This window comes from Corynebacterium tapiri (assembly GCF_006334925.1).
Classification (GTDB): Bacteria; Actinomycetota; Actinomycetes; order Mycobacteriales; family Mycobacteriaceae; genus Corynebacterium; species Corynebacterium tapiri.
The window spans coordinates 136,942-151,811 of the sequence record NZ_VDHJ01000001.1 but is presented as its reverse complement, the minus strand read 5'-3'; the positions used below and the strand labels follow the sequence as shown (position 1 = coordinate 151,811).

Annotated in this window: 14 protein-coding genes; 9 read left to right on the top strand and 5 right to left on the bottom strand. The window is 62.6% G+C overall.

Annotated elements, in window-relative coordinates; translation table 11 throughout:
• The first annotated feature begins 34 nt into the window (after window positions 1-34).
• From FHE74_RS00780 to FHE74_RS00770, 3 genes are read left to right on the top strand one after another with little or no spacing between them, the layout of a single operon-like run.
• Entirely contained in the window at window positions 35-1,432 is a 1,398-nt protein-coding gene (locus FHE74_RS00780) for an AI-2E family transporter (protein ID WP_425456306.1), read from the top strand.
• A gap of 31 nt (window positions 1,433-1,463) precedes the next feature.
• The gene (locus tag FHE74_RS00775) at window positions 1,464-2,540 is read left to right on the top strand and encodes a DNA recombination protein RmuC (RefSeq protein WP_139464512.1); all 1,077 of its coding nucleotides are present in this window, start codon (window positions 1,464-1,466) and stop codon (window positions 2,538-2,540) included.
• Window positions 2,541-2,551: 11 nt separating this feature from the next.
• Complete coding sequence (locus FHE74_RS00770; protein ID WP_139464511.1) at window positions 2,552-3,172, top strand: DUF6542 domain-containing protein; 621 nt, start codon at window positions 2,552-2,554, stop codon at window positions 3,170-3,172.
• Between the two features lie 69 nt (window positions 3,173-3,241).
• Here FHE74_RS00770 and FHE74_RS00765 read toward each other — a convergent pair whose 3' ends face one another.
• Window positions 3,242-4,204, bottom strand: a complete 963-nt coding sequence (locus tag FHE74_RS00765; RefSeq protein WP_139464510.1) for a 4-hydroxy-3-methylbut-2-enyl diphosphate reductase — start codon at window positions 4,202-4,204, stop codon at window positions 3,242-3,244.
• A 91-nt stretch (window positions 4,205-4,295) separates the two neighbouring features.
• Between FHE74_RS00765 and xseA the strand changes: the two genes are divergently transcribed.
• A complete protein-coding gene (xseA, locus tag FHE74_RS00760; RefSeq protein WP_425456304.1) occupies window positions 4,296-5,534 on the top strand; it encodes an exodeoxyribonuclease VII large subunit in 1,239 nt (412 codons plus the stop codon).
• Between the two features lie 28 nt (window positions 5,535-5,562).
• A complete protein-coding gene (locus tag FHE74_RS00755; RefSeq protein ID WP_139464508.1) occupies window positions 5,563-5,811 on the top strand; it encodes an exodeoxyribonuclease VII small subunit in 249 nt (82 codons plus the stop codon).
• Here FHE74_RS00755 and FHE74_RS00750 read toward each other — a convergent pair.
• Both FHE74_RS00750 and FHE74_RS00745 read right to left on the bottom strand, forming a co-directional pair.
• Window positions 5,808-7,382: a dihydroxyacetone kinase family protein gene (locus tag FHE74_RS00750; RefSeq protein ID WP_139464507.1), complete on the bottom strand. Its 1,575-nt coding sequence runs from the start codon at window positions 7,380-7,382 to the stop codon at window positions 5,808-5,810. The genes FHE74_RS00755 and FHE74_RS00750 overlap by 4 nt on opposite strands.
• Before the next feature lie 10 nt (window positions 7,383-7,392).
• The gene (locus FHE74_RS00745; protein ID WP_139464506.1) at window positions 7,393-7,947 is read right to left on the bottom strand and encodes a DUF4245 domain-containing protein; all 555 of its coding nucleotides are present in this window, start codon (window positions 7,945-7,947) and stop codon (window positions 7,393-7,395) included.
• 108 nt (window positions 7,948-8,055) lie between these two features.
• Between FHE74_RS00745 and glpX the strand changes: the two genes are divergently transcribed.
• The 4 genes from glpX (at window position 8,056) to FHE74_RS00725 (ending at window position 12,916) form a co-directional block, all read left to right on the top strand.
• Window positions 8,056-9,066 carry a class II fructose-bisphosphatase gene (gene glpX, locus FHE74_RS00740; RefSeq protein ID WP_139464505.1) on the top strand — a complete coding sequence of 337 codons (1,011 nt, stop codon included), beginning with the start codon at window positions 8,056-8,058 and terminating at the stop codon, window positions 9,064-9,066.
• A 57-nt stretch (window positions 9,067-9,123) separates the two neighbouring features.
• A complete protein-coding gene (locus FHE74_RS00735) occupies window positions 9,124-10,530 on the top strand; it encodes a class II fumarate hydratase (RefSeq protein ID WP_139464504.1) in 1,407 nt (468 codons plus the stop codon).
• 188 nt (window positions 10,531-10,718) lie between these two features.
• Window positions 10,719-11,369 (top strand): TetR/AcrR family transcriptional regulator, encoded by a 651-nt coding sequence (locus FHE74_RS00730; RefSeq protein ID WP_246049079.1) that lies wholly within the window; start codon window positions 10,719-10,721, stop codon window positions 11,367-11,369.
• 56 nt (window positions 11,370-11,425) lie between these two features.
• Window positions 11,426-12,916, top strand: coding sequence for an MDR family MFS transporter (locus tag FHE74_RS00725; RefSeq protein WP_139464580.1), 1,491 nt, complete (start codon window positions 11,426-11,428; stop codon window positions 12,914-12,916).
• Here FHE74_RS00725 and FHE74_RS00720 read toward each other — a convergent pair.
• Complete coding sequence (locus tag FHE74_RS00720) at window positions 12,913-13,443, bottom strand: GNAT family N-acetyltransferase (protein ID WP_139464502.1); 531 nt, start codon at window positions 13,441-13,443, stop codon at window positions 12,913-12,915. The two genes, FHE74_RS00725 and FHE74_RS00720, sit on opposite strands and share 4 nt — an antisense overlap.
• A 43-nt stretch (window positions 13,444-13,486) precedes the next feature.
• Window positions 13,487-14,827, bottom strand: coding sequence for an RNA 5'-3' helicase PhoH2 (phoH2, locus tag FHE74_RS00715; protein WP_139464501.1), 1,341 nt, complete (start codon window positions 14,825-14,827; stop codon window positions 13,487-13,489).
• Window positions 14,828-14,870: the final 43 nt, after the last annotated feature.

The following is a 14,870-nucleotide window of genomic DNA, read 5'->3' as shown; positions in this document are numbered from 1 at the left end:
GTAACCCATAAGGTTTTTACGGCACTATGGATGCGTGACTAATCCACACGAGGACTCGCCACAGGCGACAGAGACGGAGCAGGAAGTATCCGCTAACCCCGAGCAGGTAGGCGGTTCGACCGCCGCCAGCCACGAAGAGGACGTGGCCAAGCTGGCCTTGGCGGATCCGGACAACGACCAGATCGACCGCTCGATCGTTATCGGTAACTGGCTCAAACATCTATCTATGTGGTCGCTGCGATTGATCATTATCGCCGTGGCCGGTTATGCGCTGTGGCAGATGATGGGAACGCTGTGGGGCGGCCTCTTCCCACTCATCCTCGCACTGATTGTCTGCACTGTTCTCGCCCCGATGGCGACCGCGCTGCGCCGAATCGGCTTGCCCGCGGCGTTCGCAGCCATCGTGTCGATCTTGTCGTTCTTTGGCGTGCTCGGAGCGGTGGTGTGGTTCATCGCCCCGGACATCATTGGTCAGTCGCGCGTTCTCTACCTCCAGCTTTTCGAGGGCATCCAGCGGCTACAGCTGTGGGCCCAGGGCCCGCCGCTGAACCTGGACTCCAGCGACCTGACTCAGGCGGTTAATGACGCCGTCGCCTGGATCCAGCAGCGCGCCGGAGACATCGCGGGTGGGGTGGTCACTGGCATCTCGACGGCTACCTCGTGGATCATCACTTTCTTCACCATCCTGGTGCTGAGCGTTTTCTTCCTCAAGGACGGCCACCACTTCCTGCCTTTCTTGCGCGGAGTGATGGGTCGCCGTGCCGGATGGCACGCCACCGAGGTGCTCACCCGCTCCTGGGAAACCCTCGGCGGATACATCCGCGCGCAGGCAATTGTCTCGGCCATCGACGCCATCGTCATCGGCATTGGTCTCTACTTCATCGGCGTACCCATGGCCTTCACCCTGGCAGTGATCACGTTCCTAGCCGGCTTCATCCCGCTCGTGGGTGCCGTGGCCGCCGGCGCACTTGCAGTCATCGTGGCACTTGTATCCCTCGGAGTTACCGAGGCCTTGCTGGCACTGGCCGTGGTCATCGCGGTACAGCAGCTAGAGGGCAATATTCTCTCTCCCCTCTTGCAGTCCCGCGCCATGAGCCTGCATCCGGTGATCGTGCTGGTCTCCGTCGTCGTCGGCGGTGGACTCTTCGGACTGGCTGGCGCCTTCCTCGCCGTGCCGGTAGCCGCTGTCATCGCCGTGGTGCTGCGCTACCTGTCCGAAATGACCGCCCTGCAGGCCGGGGAGAAGCGTTCCGACGAAATCGACTTCTCCACGCCTGAAGGTCGCGCGATCGGTCGGCTCAGCGACGAGCAGGGCAAGCGATTGCGCGCACAGTGGCGTGAGTGGGAACCGCTTATCGACGCCCCTGAGAAGCCAGCTAAAAAGCCCGCCAAGAGAGACTTCATCGAACGCTTGCTCGAAGCCCGTCGATAAGCGCGCCCACCCCGTGTGAGACCGTAGGGGCATGACTCCCCTTCTCACCGGATTCCTGGCACTCGTGCTGGGCGTGCTCATCGGCTGGCTGGCGCGTGGTCAACGCACCGAACCCGCCCCCGATGTTTCTGCCCAGCTCGGCCCCATTCGCGATGCTGTCAATCAGCTCGGTGGCCAGCTCACCCAGCTGGAAAAGGGACAAGCCACCACTCAGGCGTCCCTGGTGAGTCAGGTCCAGGCAATGACGCGGACTTCGCATCGCTTGACGGACCGCACCGACAAGCTGGTCAACGCCCTGCGCTCCCCCAACGTGCGCGGCCGCTGGGGAGAAATGCAGCTCGAGCGCGTTGTGGAACTCGGAGGCATGCAGCGTCACTGTGACTTTTCCTCCCAGGTCAGCACCAAGCTCGGGGATAAGGTCGTCCGGCCAGACATGGTCATAAATCTCGCCGGCAATCGACAGATCGTCGTAGACGCCAAAACGCCTTTCTCTGCCTACCTCGATGCGATGGAGACGGAGGATCCCGAAGAACACGCCGCGTTCCTGCGCCGCCATGCCCACTTGCTGCGCACCCACATCGGCAACTTGGCACACAAGGACTACACCTCCGCGTTCTACCCCACCCCAGAGTTTGTGGTGGCCTTCGTGCCCGCCGACCCGTTCCTGGACGCCGCGCTCAGCGTGGACCCCGAGTTGCTGGATTATGCGTACTCCCGCGGGGTGGTCGTCGCCACGCCGTCTTCATTGTTCGCCCTGTTGCGCACCGTGGCTCTGGGCTGGCGCCAGGAAGACATCACCGAACAAGTCCGAGAAATCCAACACCTCGGGCGCCAGCTGCAAAAACGCCTCAAGATTTTCGGCGAACACTATGCGCGCATCGGCCACCACCTGGAAAAGACCGTCGAGTCCTTCAACGCATCCCTGGGGTCCTTGGACTCTCGGGTGTTGGTTACTGCCCGTCGGCTGGCAGAGATCAACGCTGATCCTCGCGGGTTGCCCCCAGCGCCCGAGTCCGTGTCTGTTCGACCGCGAGCACTCCCCGTCGATCTGGAGTACGCGCCAGACACATCCGCACGCAATGGGGATTTTGAAAGGTTCACCGACTAAACTTCCCCTCCGTGTCCACTTCCACCGCGCGCAGCAACCGCCCCTACAAGAGCTTGCCTGGCCTTCCCACCGGGATGGCCCTGGGGTGTTTGCTCGCTGGAACGATCACCGCGCTGCTTCTCAGCCTGCTCATAGGGCACCTGGGCTGGCTCTTCTGCACGGTCATCGGAGTGGTAGCGCTTCTGGTTTCTTTGACGGTTAATGCGCGCGGCCTGTTTCTCACCGTGGCTAGCTTCCCGCTGTTTTTCGCGCTGGGCGCCGTGGCCACCTCATGGGCACTCATCCAGCGCCAGGGTGGGCAGCCGCTATCCCGGACCACCATCGTCACGGCAATCTTCCCGATCACCCAGCTTTTTCCGTGGCTCGCTGGTCTCACCATCGGGTGCATCATCATCGCTGTGGTTCGCTACCGGCTGCTGCGCAACCGCTCGATCCGCCTAGAGCGAGCTGCGGCCCGACGTCGTGCGCATACCGCGGCCGCGGATCGCACTAATCGCGCGCTTTCTGCCAACGCACGGCGCCGCACAAACCAGGTCACCGTGGAAGAGCTGCTCTCTCGCAATCGCAAGGCGGAAGAAACTCCTCGCCAGCGCCCACCCCGTCGCAGTTCTCACCACCACTACGAGCGCTAGCAAAGACAAGCTCCCCCTACCAGGCTTTCTGTTCGCCGGGTAGAGGGAGTTTCTTTTGCCTTGACAGCTCTAGGCCTTATCCCCGCGGCGGGGACGCAGATCGCGCGGCAGAGCAAAGTTAATCGTCTCGGTCGTGGTGGTTACTTCCTCCACGTCGGTGAAGCCACGCTCGGCCAGGTAGTCCACGACCTCGCGAACCAGGATCTCGGGTACGGAGGCGCCTGAGGTCACGCCGACCGTCGATACGCCGTCCAACCAGGATTCATCGATTTGGGATGCGTAATCCACCAAGTATGAGGCCTGCGAGCCGTGATCCAAAGCGACCTCGACCAGGCGCTTGGAGTTCGACGAGTTCTGGGAACCCACCACAATCACCAGCTCGCAATCGGCGGCGATCTTTTTCACTGCGGTCTGTCGGTTCTGGGTGGCGTAGCAGATGTCATCGGACGGCGGATCTTGCAGGTGCGGGAAGCGCTTCTTCAGCTTGGCCACGATCTCCAGGGTCTCGTCCACCGAGAGCGTGGTCTGGGACAGCCACACCAACTTCTCGTCCTGCAATGACTCCGGCAGGTTATCGACGCTTTCCACACCGTCGACCAGGTAGGTCACGTTCGGGGCCTCACCAGAAGTGCCCTCGACCTCCTCGTGGCCCTCATGGCCAACGAGCAGGATGTGGTAGCCGTCCCGATCAAAACGCGTGGCCTCGCGGTGCACCTTGGTCACCAGCGGGCAGGTGGCATCGATGGTCTGGAGGTTGCGGGTATCTGCCAAATCGCGCACGGCAGGAGACACACCGTGGGCGGAGAAAACCAGGTGCGCACCCTCGGGCACCTCGTCGGCCTCGTCGACGAAAATCACGCCCTTCTTCGACAGCGTCTCCACCACGTACTTGTTGTGCACGATCTCTTTGCGCACGTAGATCGGTTCGCCGTACTTTTCCAGGGTTCGCTCTACGGTCTCCACTGCTCGGTCGACGCCGGCGCAGTAACCGCGCGGAGCAGCCAGGAGGACTTTCTTTTCGCCTTCAGCCATGGAACCCAGCGTAACTAAGTGCCGTCTAAAACAATAGACTGGCATCCGCCCACCCCGCTCGCGCTGGGAAACTTATAAGGAGTACGACATCGTGGCAGCGTCCAACACCGTGGAGACAGCCTGGCCTGTCCGCAAGGTCAACGAGTCCATCAAGGGATGGATCGATCGGCTTGGCATGCTGTGGGTGGAGGGCCAGCTGACCCAGATCAACGTGAAGTCGACCTGGCGATTTAGCTACCTCACTCTGCGCGATCCGGAGGAAGAAAAGTCGCTGCAGCTGACCTGCCCCACGAGCTTGATTCGCTCCCTGCCCACGCCACTTAAGGACGGCGACCGGGTCGTAGTGCTGGGCAAGCCCTCGTTCTATACCGGCCGCGGCAGCCTCTCTCTGGCGGTTGAGGAGATCCGACACGTCGGCATCGGCGAGCTACTCGCCCGTATCGAGGCGTTGCGTAACCAGCTCTCCCGTGAGGGGCTTTTCGACCCCGCCCGTAAAAAGCCACTGCCCTACCTGCCCACCCGCGTTGGCCTCATCACCGGACGCGGCTCGCACGCCGAGCGCGACGTCATCGAGGTCGCTCGTAACCGGTGGCCGGGGGTCGAATTCGAGGTCGTCAATACGGCAGTTCAGGGACCTAAGGCCGTCCCGGAGATCGTCAAGGCAATTTCGCTTCTCGACGATCACCCCAACGTGGATGTCATCATCATCGCCAGAGGTGGTGGATCCGTCGAAGATCTTCTGCCCTTTTCCGAAGAATCTCTGCAAAGGGCTGTAGCTGCAGCTCATACCCCGATCGTCTCCGCCATTGGCCACGAACCCGACAGCCCCGTGTTGGACAATGTGGCCGATGTGCGCGCCGCGACCCCTACGGATGCCGCCAAGCGGGTGGTCCCGGATGCGGCGCAGGAGCTAGCGCTGCTAGCTGAAGGCCGCCAGCGCATGTCCTCTGCGCTGTACGGCTGGGTGCATCGTGAGCGCCAGCAGTTGGAACAGATCCGTTCCCGCCCTGCCCTGGCCGACCCGTTGCGCCCAATTACCCAGGGGCGCGAAGAAGTCGAGCGCGCACGGACGTCGCTACGCCGCGACATCAACTATGTGCTTAATACCGAGTCCTCGCGAGTTTCTGGCCTGCGTGCCCAGGTTTCGGCTCTTGGGCCAGCCGCCACCCTGGCCCGCGGTTACTCCGTGGTCCAGGTTCTGCCCCGTGACCGAACCGATCCCGAGGTGGTGACCTCCATCGATCAGGCGCCACCGGGATCCCAGCTGCGCATTCGCGTCGGCGACGGATCCATCACCGCCGCCAGCATCGCAACCACCCCCGCCAAGTAAGACCCTTTCAGACTTTTAGGAGCACAGCATGAGCGAGAACACCGTCGGAACAGGAACGCTAAAGGATGACGCCCTCACCCCGCCGGAGGAGATGAACTACGAGCAAGCCCGCAATGAGCTCGTGGAAACGGTGCGCATCCTCGAGCTCGGGCAGATGAGCTTGGACGAGTCCCTCGCCTACTGGGAACGAGGCGAGGCCCTGGCCAAGCGGTGTGAGGACCTGCTGGCCGGAGCCGCCAAGAAGGTGGAATCCGTGGTGGGTAAGCAGGAGGACTAGAACTCCGCTACGTTACCGCTGCCGCCAAACAGCCAGGCCACCACGATCGCTCCGGGGTCGATAACACCCTGGGAAGCCTCACCGACGTAGGAAGCGCGGCCTTTAGAAGCCACCAAGTCACGCGTGGATCGAGCACCTTGTGCAGCAGCCTCATAGAGAACATCGAGGTCGTTGGATTGGGTATCCGCTGCGGGGGCGAGGGCATCGATAAGCGTGTTATCCCCCACGCGCGCACCGCCGAGTTCGGTGATGGCCTCTACCGCGTTGCGTAATCCCACGGAGCGTGAATCCTCCCGCGAGAGTTCGTCGAAGAGCGTTCCTAGAACCGCACCCGACGTACCACCCGCACGAACAAGGAACCGGCGGGCCAGGGCCTGTGCCACATCCTTGTCGCTACCCCGAATGGGCAGCTCAATTCCGCCCAGCGCTGCTTGCATGTTGTGGCCAAAATCGCCATCACCGGCCTGACGGTCTAAAGCCGTCAGGTCATCGACCGCTCCGAGCACACGCTCGACAAAGGCGCTGAGCCACTCATTGACCTCTCCGTCATGCGGCATTTCGTCATCGATGGCAATGCTGGCGTCCACCAGCTCTGGGTCTTTGACCAGGTGGGGCCAGGCCGGTGCGGTGGTGGGGGCGTCGAGAAGCTCCAGGCGCTCCGCCGTTGCCTCCATGACGCTCAAGCTGACCCCGTGCATATCCACTGCGGTGACCAGATCCCCGAGCACGGCGCGGCGCACCACCAGCCCGCGCTCTGCGAGCTGCTGCAGTGCCGCGTTGAATACCAGTCCCGTCTCTAGCGTTGTGGTGGAACCAAGACCGCCCACAGCAAGGACAACCTCGCGCGCATCCGGGGTGACGAGGCGCTCTAGCAGCCGTGCCACTACCTCGGAGGCCTGTGCGGCATCAGCGCGCTCGACTCCGCGCTCGCCGTGAATACCCACCCCCATCTCGGCCTTGCCCTCAGGAAGGTCGAAGGTGGTCACCCCAGTGGTGGGCAGATGCCCAGGGGCAAAGGCCACCGACATAGAGCGCGTGGCATCAGCGGCTTCCTGCGCAATACGGGCAACGGTGTCGACGTCGTCGCCGCGCCCGGCGCTCGCACCTGCGATCTTTTCCACGAGAACCGTGCCGAGGATGCCGCGTCGACCGGGGCCGTCGGCGGAGTCCGTAGCCACATCATCAGCCACAACGACGGTGCGTACCTCTGCCTCAACCTGGCGCGCGGCCACTGAGAAGTTCATCATGTCGCCGGTGTAGTTCTTGACCACGTGAACGACACCGCTACCGGCGTCCACCGCGCGCGTCGCCTCGGCGATCTGCACCGCGTTGGGCGAGGTGAACACGTTTCCAGGAACAGCGGCGGTGAGCATGCCCTCGCCGACGAATCCCAGGTGCAGCGGTTCATGTCCCGAGCCGCCGCCGGAGACCACCGAGACGTGCCCTGCCTTTGCCGGACGGGAAGCAAACCCAGCGCGATTCCACTGCGCGCACGGGTGGGCGGTGATGAGTCCGGACAGCGCCTCGCGCAGGAAATTGTCCGGGTTGTTCTTAAAGGTGGAGTAGGCCATGGCCTACAGGCTAGCCCCGCAGGGCGGCACTCATCAGGGTCTTGAACTCCTCTGCAGAAGCGGCACCGGTTATGAGGAAGGTGGTCTCACCGTGCTGCGCTGCCCAAATATCGCGCACGTCCTTCTCTTTGGAGCTAAAGATCTGCACGTCGGTGCCGTCGATGACCTCGGTAGAGGTGTGTTCGCGCAGCTCGTTGTCGGTTCCCTCTACTGCCTTCTCCAGCGGCACGTCGGTCTGGGTGAGCTGCAGGTATCCCTCATCAGCGGTGACGTAACCCACCACGGGGGCTGGCTTACGATCCACGGAGGTGCGCCGGGCGGAGTTGGGAACCCACCCTTCCGGGGTCTCCGGGATGACGACGGGGAAGTCGGCAGCGCGCGACTCGAGCTCGAGGAAGGACCGCGCATCGACTTCCTGGACGGGACCATTTTCCGGGGCTCCAGGATTAAACGAGCACATGCCGGTGGGGATGACCACCAACAACATCATCAACACGATGATCGCCGCAGAGATCACCATGTCCTTGCCGCCCTGGAAGATACGGGGTTTTTGCTCACTAGCCACGGCGATCAGTATGACACGCTTGCGCCCTCTACCCCCGCGGGGGCAGAAAACGGGCTTCGCTGCCACAATGTAAGCGTTGAATTGTCCGTTCTAGGAGGACCCTGACTCATGTCAACCGTTGAACAACCTGATCGCAATCTAGCGATGGAGCTCGTCCGAGTTACAGAGGCTGCAGCCCTGGCTTCGGGCCGCTGGGTAGGCCGTGGTGAAAAGGAAAAGGGCGATGGCGCGGCTGTCGACGCCATGCGCAGCCTGATCAATTCCGTGGACATGAACGGCGTGGTCGTCATCGGTGAGGGCGAGAAGGACAAGGCCCCCATGCTGTTCAATGGCGAGCGCGTCGGTACCGGCATCGGCGCAGAGGTCGACATCGCCGTAGACCCGGTGGACGGCACCACCCTCATGGCCGAGGGTCGTCCGAACGCCATCGCGGTCATCGCTGCAGCTGAGCGCGGTTCGATGTACGACCCGTCTGCAGTGTTCTATATGAACAAGATTGCCGTGGGCCCGGAGGCCGCCGGCCACATCGATATTGAGGCCCCGGTCAAGCACAACATTCAGGCGGTGGCCAAGGCCAAGAGCATTGACCCGTCCGAGGTCGTCGTCGTGGTGCTCGACCGCCCTCGCCACATCGATCTCATCCGCGACATCCGCGAGGCAGGCGCCAAGGTTCGCCTGATCTCCGATGGTGACGTTGCCGGTGCCGTAGCAGCTGCTCAGGATGCCGGCATGAACTCGGTGGACATGTGCATGGGCGTAGGTGGCACCCCAGAGGGCATCATCGCTGCCTGCGCGCTCAAGGCGATGGGTGGCGAGATTCAGGGTGTGCTGGCTCCGCGTAACGACGAAGAAGCAGCCAAGGCACGCAACGCCGGCCACGAACTCGGCCGAGTGCTGGGCATCGACGACCTGGTGCGTTCCGACAACACCTACTTCGCCGCGACGGGCGTAACCAATGGCGACATGCTGCGTGGAGTGACCTACCGTGCCTCGGGTGCGACCACTCGCTCCCTGGTGATGCGTTCCAAGTCAGGAACGGTGCGCTACATCGAGTCGCGCCATCAGCTGTCCAAGCTCCAGCAGTACTCCGTGGTGGACTACACCAACCCGTCGGACTAGCCCGGCGTTAAAATTGCGACCAGAACAACGCTTAACTTTTTCAGGAAGGCTTCACTCGTGACTGATCAGGAATACCGCATCGAGCATGACACGATGGGCGAGGTTAAGGTGCCGGCACAGGCCCTGTGGCGCGCACAGACTCAGCGCGCAGTCAACAACTTCCCCATCTCCGGCCGCGGCCTCGAGGCTGCGCAGATTCGCGCACTGGGCCTGCTCAAGGCCGCGTGCGCGCAGGTGAACAAGGACTCCGGCGCGCTGGACGCCGAGAAGGCCGACGCCATCATCGCCGCCGCCAAGGAGATCGGCGACAACAAGCACGACGACCAGTTCCCCATCGACGTGTTCCAGACCGGTTCTGGCACCTCGTCGAACATGAACACCAACGAGGTCATTGCATCCCTGGCAAAGGCCAACGGCGTTGAGGTCCACCCCAACGACCACGTAAACATGGGCCAGTCCTCTAACGACACCTTCCCCACCGCGACGCATGTCGCAGCTACCGAGGCTGCGGTCAACGACCTCATCCCGGGTCTGAAGGTTCTGCACGAAACCCTCAGCCGCAAGGCTGAGGAGTTCTCCGACGTGGTCAAGGCCGGCCGCACTCACCTCATGGACGCTGTCCCGGTCACGCTGGGCCAGGAGTTCAGCGGATACGCACGCCAGATCGAGCTGGGCATCCAGCGCGTCGAGGCGACGCTGCCGCGCCTGGGTGAGCTGGCCATCGGCGGCACTGCAGCCGGCACCGGCCTGAACACCTCCGCGGACTTCGGCGCGAAGGTAACCGAAGAGCTGAAGAAGCTCACCGGCATCTCCGAGCTCTCTGAGGCTCAGAATCACTTCGAGGCGCAGGCTGCCCGCGACGCGCTCGTGGAGTACTCCGGCGCCATGCGCACTGTGGCCGTGTCGGTGTACAAGATCGCTAACGACATCCGCCTGATGGGTTCCGGCCCGCTCACCGGCCTGGCCGAGATTCACATCCCCGACCTGCAGCCGGGTTCCTCGATCATGCCGGGCAAGGTCAACCCGGTTCTGCCGGAGTCTGCCACCCAGGTCGCTGCACAGGTCATCGGCAACGACGCTGCCGTTGCCTTCGGCGGCTCCCAGGGCCACCTGGAGCTCAACGTGTTCATCCCGATGATGGCGCGCAACGTTCTTGAGTCCACTCGCCTGCTGGCTAACACCGCCCGCGTGCTTGCCGAAAACTGCATCGACGGCATCCAGGCCAATGCCGAGCGCATGAAGCAGTACGCCGAGTCCTCCACCTCGATCGTGACCCCGCTGAACTCCGCGATTGGCTACGAGAACGCAGCCAAGGCTGCCAAGCACGCCCTCAACGAGCGCATCACCGTGCGCGAGGCTGTCATCGACCTCGGCTTCGTAGATGGAGAGAAGCTCACTGAGGAGGAGCTGGACAAGCGTCTCGACGTTCTCTCTATGGCAAATACTGATCGCAACCGCGGTTAGTCTCCGCCGTCCCACGGCACAAGAAGTGGACCCCTGGTGGGGTCCACTTCTTGTATTGCCCGCTCTTCTCCATTGGGCATCGTTCAACAATCACAGGTAACACCAGACGGTGACTCACCTCACTAGCCTGCACTTATGCACACCATGCAAATTTGCACACCGTGCACATAAGGTCTAGCGTGGCTCGGGTGTCAGACGAGAATTCACTCCGCGAAGCCAAGCGGCGCGCCACCCTGACTGCGATCGTGGACCACGCCACCCTGCTCGGAATCGAGCATGGGGTCGAGGCGGTCACTATCGAGGACATTTGCCGCGCAGCTGGCATTTCCCGACGCACCTTTTTCAACTACGTCTCCAGCAAAGAGGAGGCCATCCTGGGTCCTCCCATGTTGCCGCCCAACGAGGAAGCGATTTCCTCCTTTGTAGACATGGCACACGCAGATAGCCTGCGCGCCCTCCTCGATCTCTTCGACCATGCCGTTGAGTCGTCGCTAACCGCCGACCTCGACATCGATCGGGCAACAATTTACCGTCGACGAGCCGAGATCTTCGCCAAAGAACCGAAAGTCCTACACGAGGCCACCCATCGCACCTTTGCGCTCAAGCGCGCCGGCCAGGACGCCTACACGAGGTTTTTGAAGAAGCACCCCTACTATCGGCGCTGCCCTGAGATCTCCGAGCACGCCGAGGCCGAACTGGCCGTCGCGCTGACTGCCTCTGCCTGGCGCATCGGGCTGCACCGGTGGATCGACCAGCCGAATTCTCCTATTGAAGACATCCCCCACTTTTCCCATGCCGCTCTGAGCGACTTGCTACGTATGAAGGAGACTCAACAGTGACTATCCCCTCTCCCACCGAGCAGAGACAAAAGCTGCCGGTGATTTTCGCGGCGTTGATGACCACGATGCTCATGAGCTCGCTTGGCCAGATGATCTTCGCCACCGCCCTGCCCACCATCGTCGGCGAACTCGGCGGCGTGGACCACATGAGCTGGGTTATCTCGGTGTTCCTGGCTGGCATGACCATTGCCATGCCGATCTCTGGAAAGGTCGGCGACCTGGTTGGCCGCAAGTGGATCTACGTCGGATCCATTGGCATGTTCGTCCTCGGTTCCGCCATTGGTGGTTTTGCCAACTCGATGGGAATGCTCATCTTCGGGCGCGCTGTCCAGGGACTGGCTGCCGGCTCCATGATGATCAATTCTCAGGCCATCATCGCCGAGGTCACCACCGCCCGCGAGCGCGGCAAGTTCATGGGCATGATGGGCGCCGTTTTCGGGTTGAGCTCAGTTCTGGGCCCGGTACTCGGTGGCTGGTTCACCGACGGCCCCGGCTGGCGCTGGGGCATGTGGATGAACATTCCGCTTGGCCTGCTGGCGATGACCGTGGCCACGCTCGTTCTGCGCCTGCGCACCGGTAGCGCCCAGTGGCGTCGCTTCGACTGGCTAGGAACCGCGCTCATGGCGCTGACCACCTCCAGCTTGATCCTGCTGACTACCTGGGGCGGCACCGAGTATGCGTGGACCTCCAGTACCATCCTCGGCCTGGGCGTGGCTGTCATCGTGGGTGCGCTGCTGTTCATCATCGTCGAGAAGCGCGCTCAGGACCCGCTCATCCCCATGGGGTTGTTCCGCAACCGCAACATGGCGCTGACCACCGCATCCGGCGTCGTGGTGGGACTGGCCATGGTGGGCGTGCTCGCGTACACCCCCACCTACCTGCAGATGGTGCACCGCCTCACCCCCACGACCGCTGGCCTGATGATGATCCCGATGATGGTCGGCATGATCGGCACCTCCACGACCGTGGGCATCATCATCTCGCGCACCGGAAACTACAAGTTTTACCCGATTGTGGGCATGGTCATCGTGGCAGCGACGCTTGGCGCCCTGAGCACTCTGACCCCGCAGACCACGCTGACCGTGGTGGGCATCATGTTTTTCTTCTTCGGCCTGGGGTTGGGCATGGTCATGCAGGTGCTCGTTCTCATCGTGCAGAATTCCTTCCCTATCCGATTGGTCGGCACGGCAACGGCCACCAACAACTTCTTCCGCCAGATCGGTTCCTCGCTGGGCGCCTCGGTCGTCGGCTCGATGTTCATTTCCAACATGCACGACCGCATGGCCGAGTACCTTCCGGAGGCCTTTGCCAAGATGGGTCCGGCCGGCGCCGAGCTCGCGCAGAAGTTTGCTGGCCAGACTGGTTCCTCGAACAGGTTGACCCCGGCAGCCGTCAACGAGCTACCGGGGCCAGTGCGAGACGCTGTCGTCTCGGCTTATAACGACGGGCTCACGCCCATCTTCCTCATGATGGTTCCCCTGGCGCTGCTCGCGGCAGCCCTGTTGCTACCGCTGCGCCAGGATCGGCTGAAGGAGACGATCTCCTAGGAGTGCTCAGGCTTGGGCAGGAGCTTCTCGTACACCGCGGTGTCACGCCACTGCCCAGCCATCTCGCCGTAGGTCATCTTGGCCAGGTGGCGGTACACACCGACCTTCTCAAACCCACGCGACTCATGCAGCTTGATGGACCCGGTGTTCTCCGGGAAGATCCATGCGTGGATGGCCCACTTGTGCAGGTCCTGGCAAACCTCAATGAGCTTGTCCAGCAGTGCTGAGGAGACCCCTCGTCCCCGGGCATCCGGGTGGACGTAGATGGAGTCCTCGACGACGCCGTGGAAAACCGAGCGTGACGACGCAGGAGCTGCCGACACCCAGCCGATGACCTTCGAGTCGTCATCGTTTTCAACAGCCACAAACACCGAAGCCATGATCTTGGCGTTGGTGAACTGCTCCCAGGTCGGAGCCTGGGTCTCGTACGTCGCGTGGCCGCTTTCGAGGCCCATTTCATAGATCGCGCGGACCTGCGCATAGTCATCCGGGCGGATGGGGCGCAGCGTGAATGTCGCTTCAGGCATAAGGATAATCTTCTGTGATGAGCGTCAGTCGCGCAAACTCTCGCTAGCGCGCGTCTTCCAACAAGTCGGTGACCAGCTCCGCGATCGCCGAGCGCTCGGAGCGCTGCAGCGTAATGTGCGCGAACAGGCTATGCCCCTTGAGCTTCTCGATCACGGCTTGAATGCCGTCGTGACGCCCTACGCGCAGGTTATCGCGCTGGGCTACGTCGTGTGTAAGCACCACCCGCGACCCTCTACCCAAGCGGGAGAGCACTGTAAGCAACACATTGCGCTCCAGGGACTGGGCCTCGTCCACGATGACGAATGCGTCGTGCAGGCTGCGCCCCCGAATGTGGGTCAGGGGAAGAACCTCGATGAGTTCGCGGTCGAGCACCTCGTCCATGACGTTGTCGGATACGAGCCCCTCCAACGTGTCGTATACCGCCTGCGCCCACGGGTTCATCTTCTCGCTCTCGCCGCCGGGCAAGTAACCCAGGTCCTGGCCTCCCACGGCGTAAAGCGGGCGGAACACCACGATGCGCCGATGCTCTCCGCGTTCCAGCACGGCCTCGAGGCCGGCACACAGCGCGAGGGCTGACTTACCCGTACCGGCGCGACCTCCGACCGAGACGATGCCAACCTCGTTGTCGAGAAGCAGATCAAGCGCGATGCGCTGTTCCGCCGAACGACCGGTCAGCCCAAAGGCATTACGGTCTCCGCGCACGAGTGCGACTTCCCCATCGCGCTCGACACGTGCCAATGCTGATTGTCCCGCAGGCCCTGTCAGAGTCAGGCCACAGTGAATCGGCAGATCGCTGACGAGCTCCCCTAGGTTGGCGCGACCGGTGTTGTACAGCTCGGCAATCTGCAGACCACTAATCGTCAGCGCCCGCATGCCCGTATACCCAGTAAGCACAACGTCCTGGGCGTGGTACTCATCCGCCTCGAGGCCCACCGCGCCTGCTTTGACGCGCAACGGCACATCCTTAGTTACCAGGACTGTGCGCACTCCCTCACGCTGCAGATTAAGGGCACACGCCAGGATGCGGTGATCCCCCTCCGGGCCCCGGAAAGCAACAGGCAGGACGGATTGATCTTGGTGGTTAAGCTCCACACGCAAATGACCGCCTTCGATACTCGCCGGTACTGGCGAGTCGAGGCGGCCGTAGGTGGAGCGCAGGTCCTCCAGCAGGCGCAGTGCCTGCCGGGCGAACCATCCGAGTTCCGGATGGTGTCTTTTGCCTTCCAGCTCCGAGATCACCACTAGCGGGAGAACCACATCGTGCTCGGCGAACTTTGTCACCGCCCACGGGTCTGACAGTAGGACGGAGGTGTCGAGGACGTAGGTGGTTGTGGTGGAGGTCGGAACGGACGATTCGGCAGTGCGCGTGGAGGTATAACCCATGTCGCAGTTTCCCCTTGTGCCTTGCGGCGGTTGCGGTAGAACG

Bases quoted from the DNA above. Each gene is read 5' to 3' on its own strand.
- FHE74_RS00720 (WP_139464502.1), bottom strand. From the start codon at position 13,443: ATGCCTGAAGCGACATTCACGCTGCGCCCCATCCGCCCGGATGACTAT.
- FHE74_RS00755 (WP_139464508.1), top strand. From the start codon at position 5,563: ATGAGCGAGAACACCGTCGGAACAGGAACGCTAAAGGATGACGCCCTC.
- FHE74_RS00775 (WP_139464512.1), top strand. From the start codon at position 1,464: ATGACTCCCCTTCTCACCGGATTCCTGGCACTCGTGCTGGGCGTGCTC.
- FHE74_RS00765 (WP_139464510.1), bottom strand. From the start codon at position 4,204: ATGGCTGAAGGCGAAAAGAAAGTCCTCCTGGCTGCTCCGCGCGGTTAC.
- glpX (WP_139464505.1), top strand. From the start codon at position 8,056: ATGTCAACCGTTGAACAACCTGATCGCAATCTAGCGATGGAGCTCGTC.
- FHE74_RS00725 (WP_139464580.1), top strand. From the start codon at position 11,426: ATGACCACGATGCTCATGAGCTCGCTTGGCCAGATGATCTTCGCCACC.
- phoH2 (WP_139464501.1), bottom strand. From the start codon at position 14,827: ATGGGTTATACCTCCACGCGCACTGCCGAATCGTCCGTTCCGACCTCC.
- FHE74_RS00750 (WP_139464507.1), bottom strand. From the start codon at position 7,382: ATGGCCTACTCCACCTTTAAGAACAACCCGGACAATTTCCTGCGCGAG.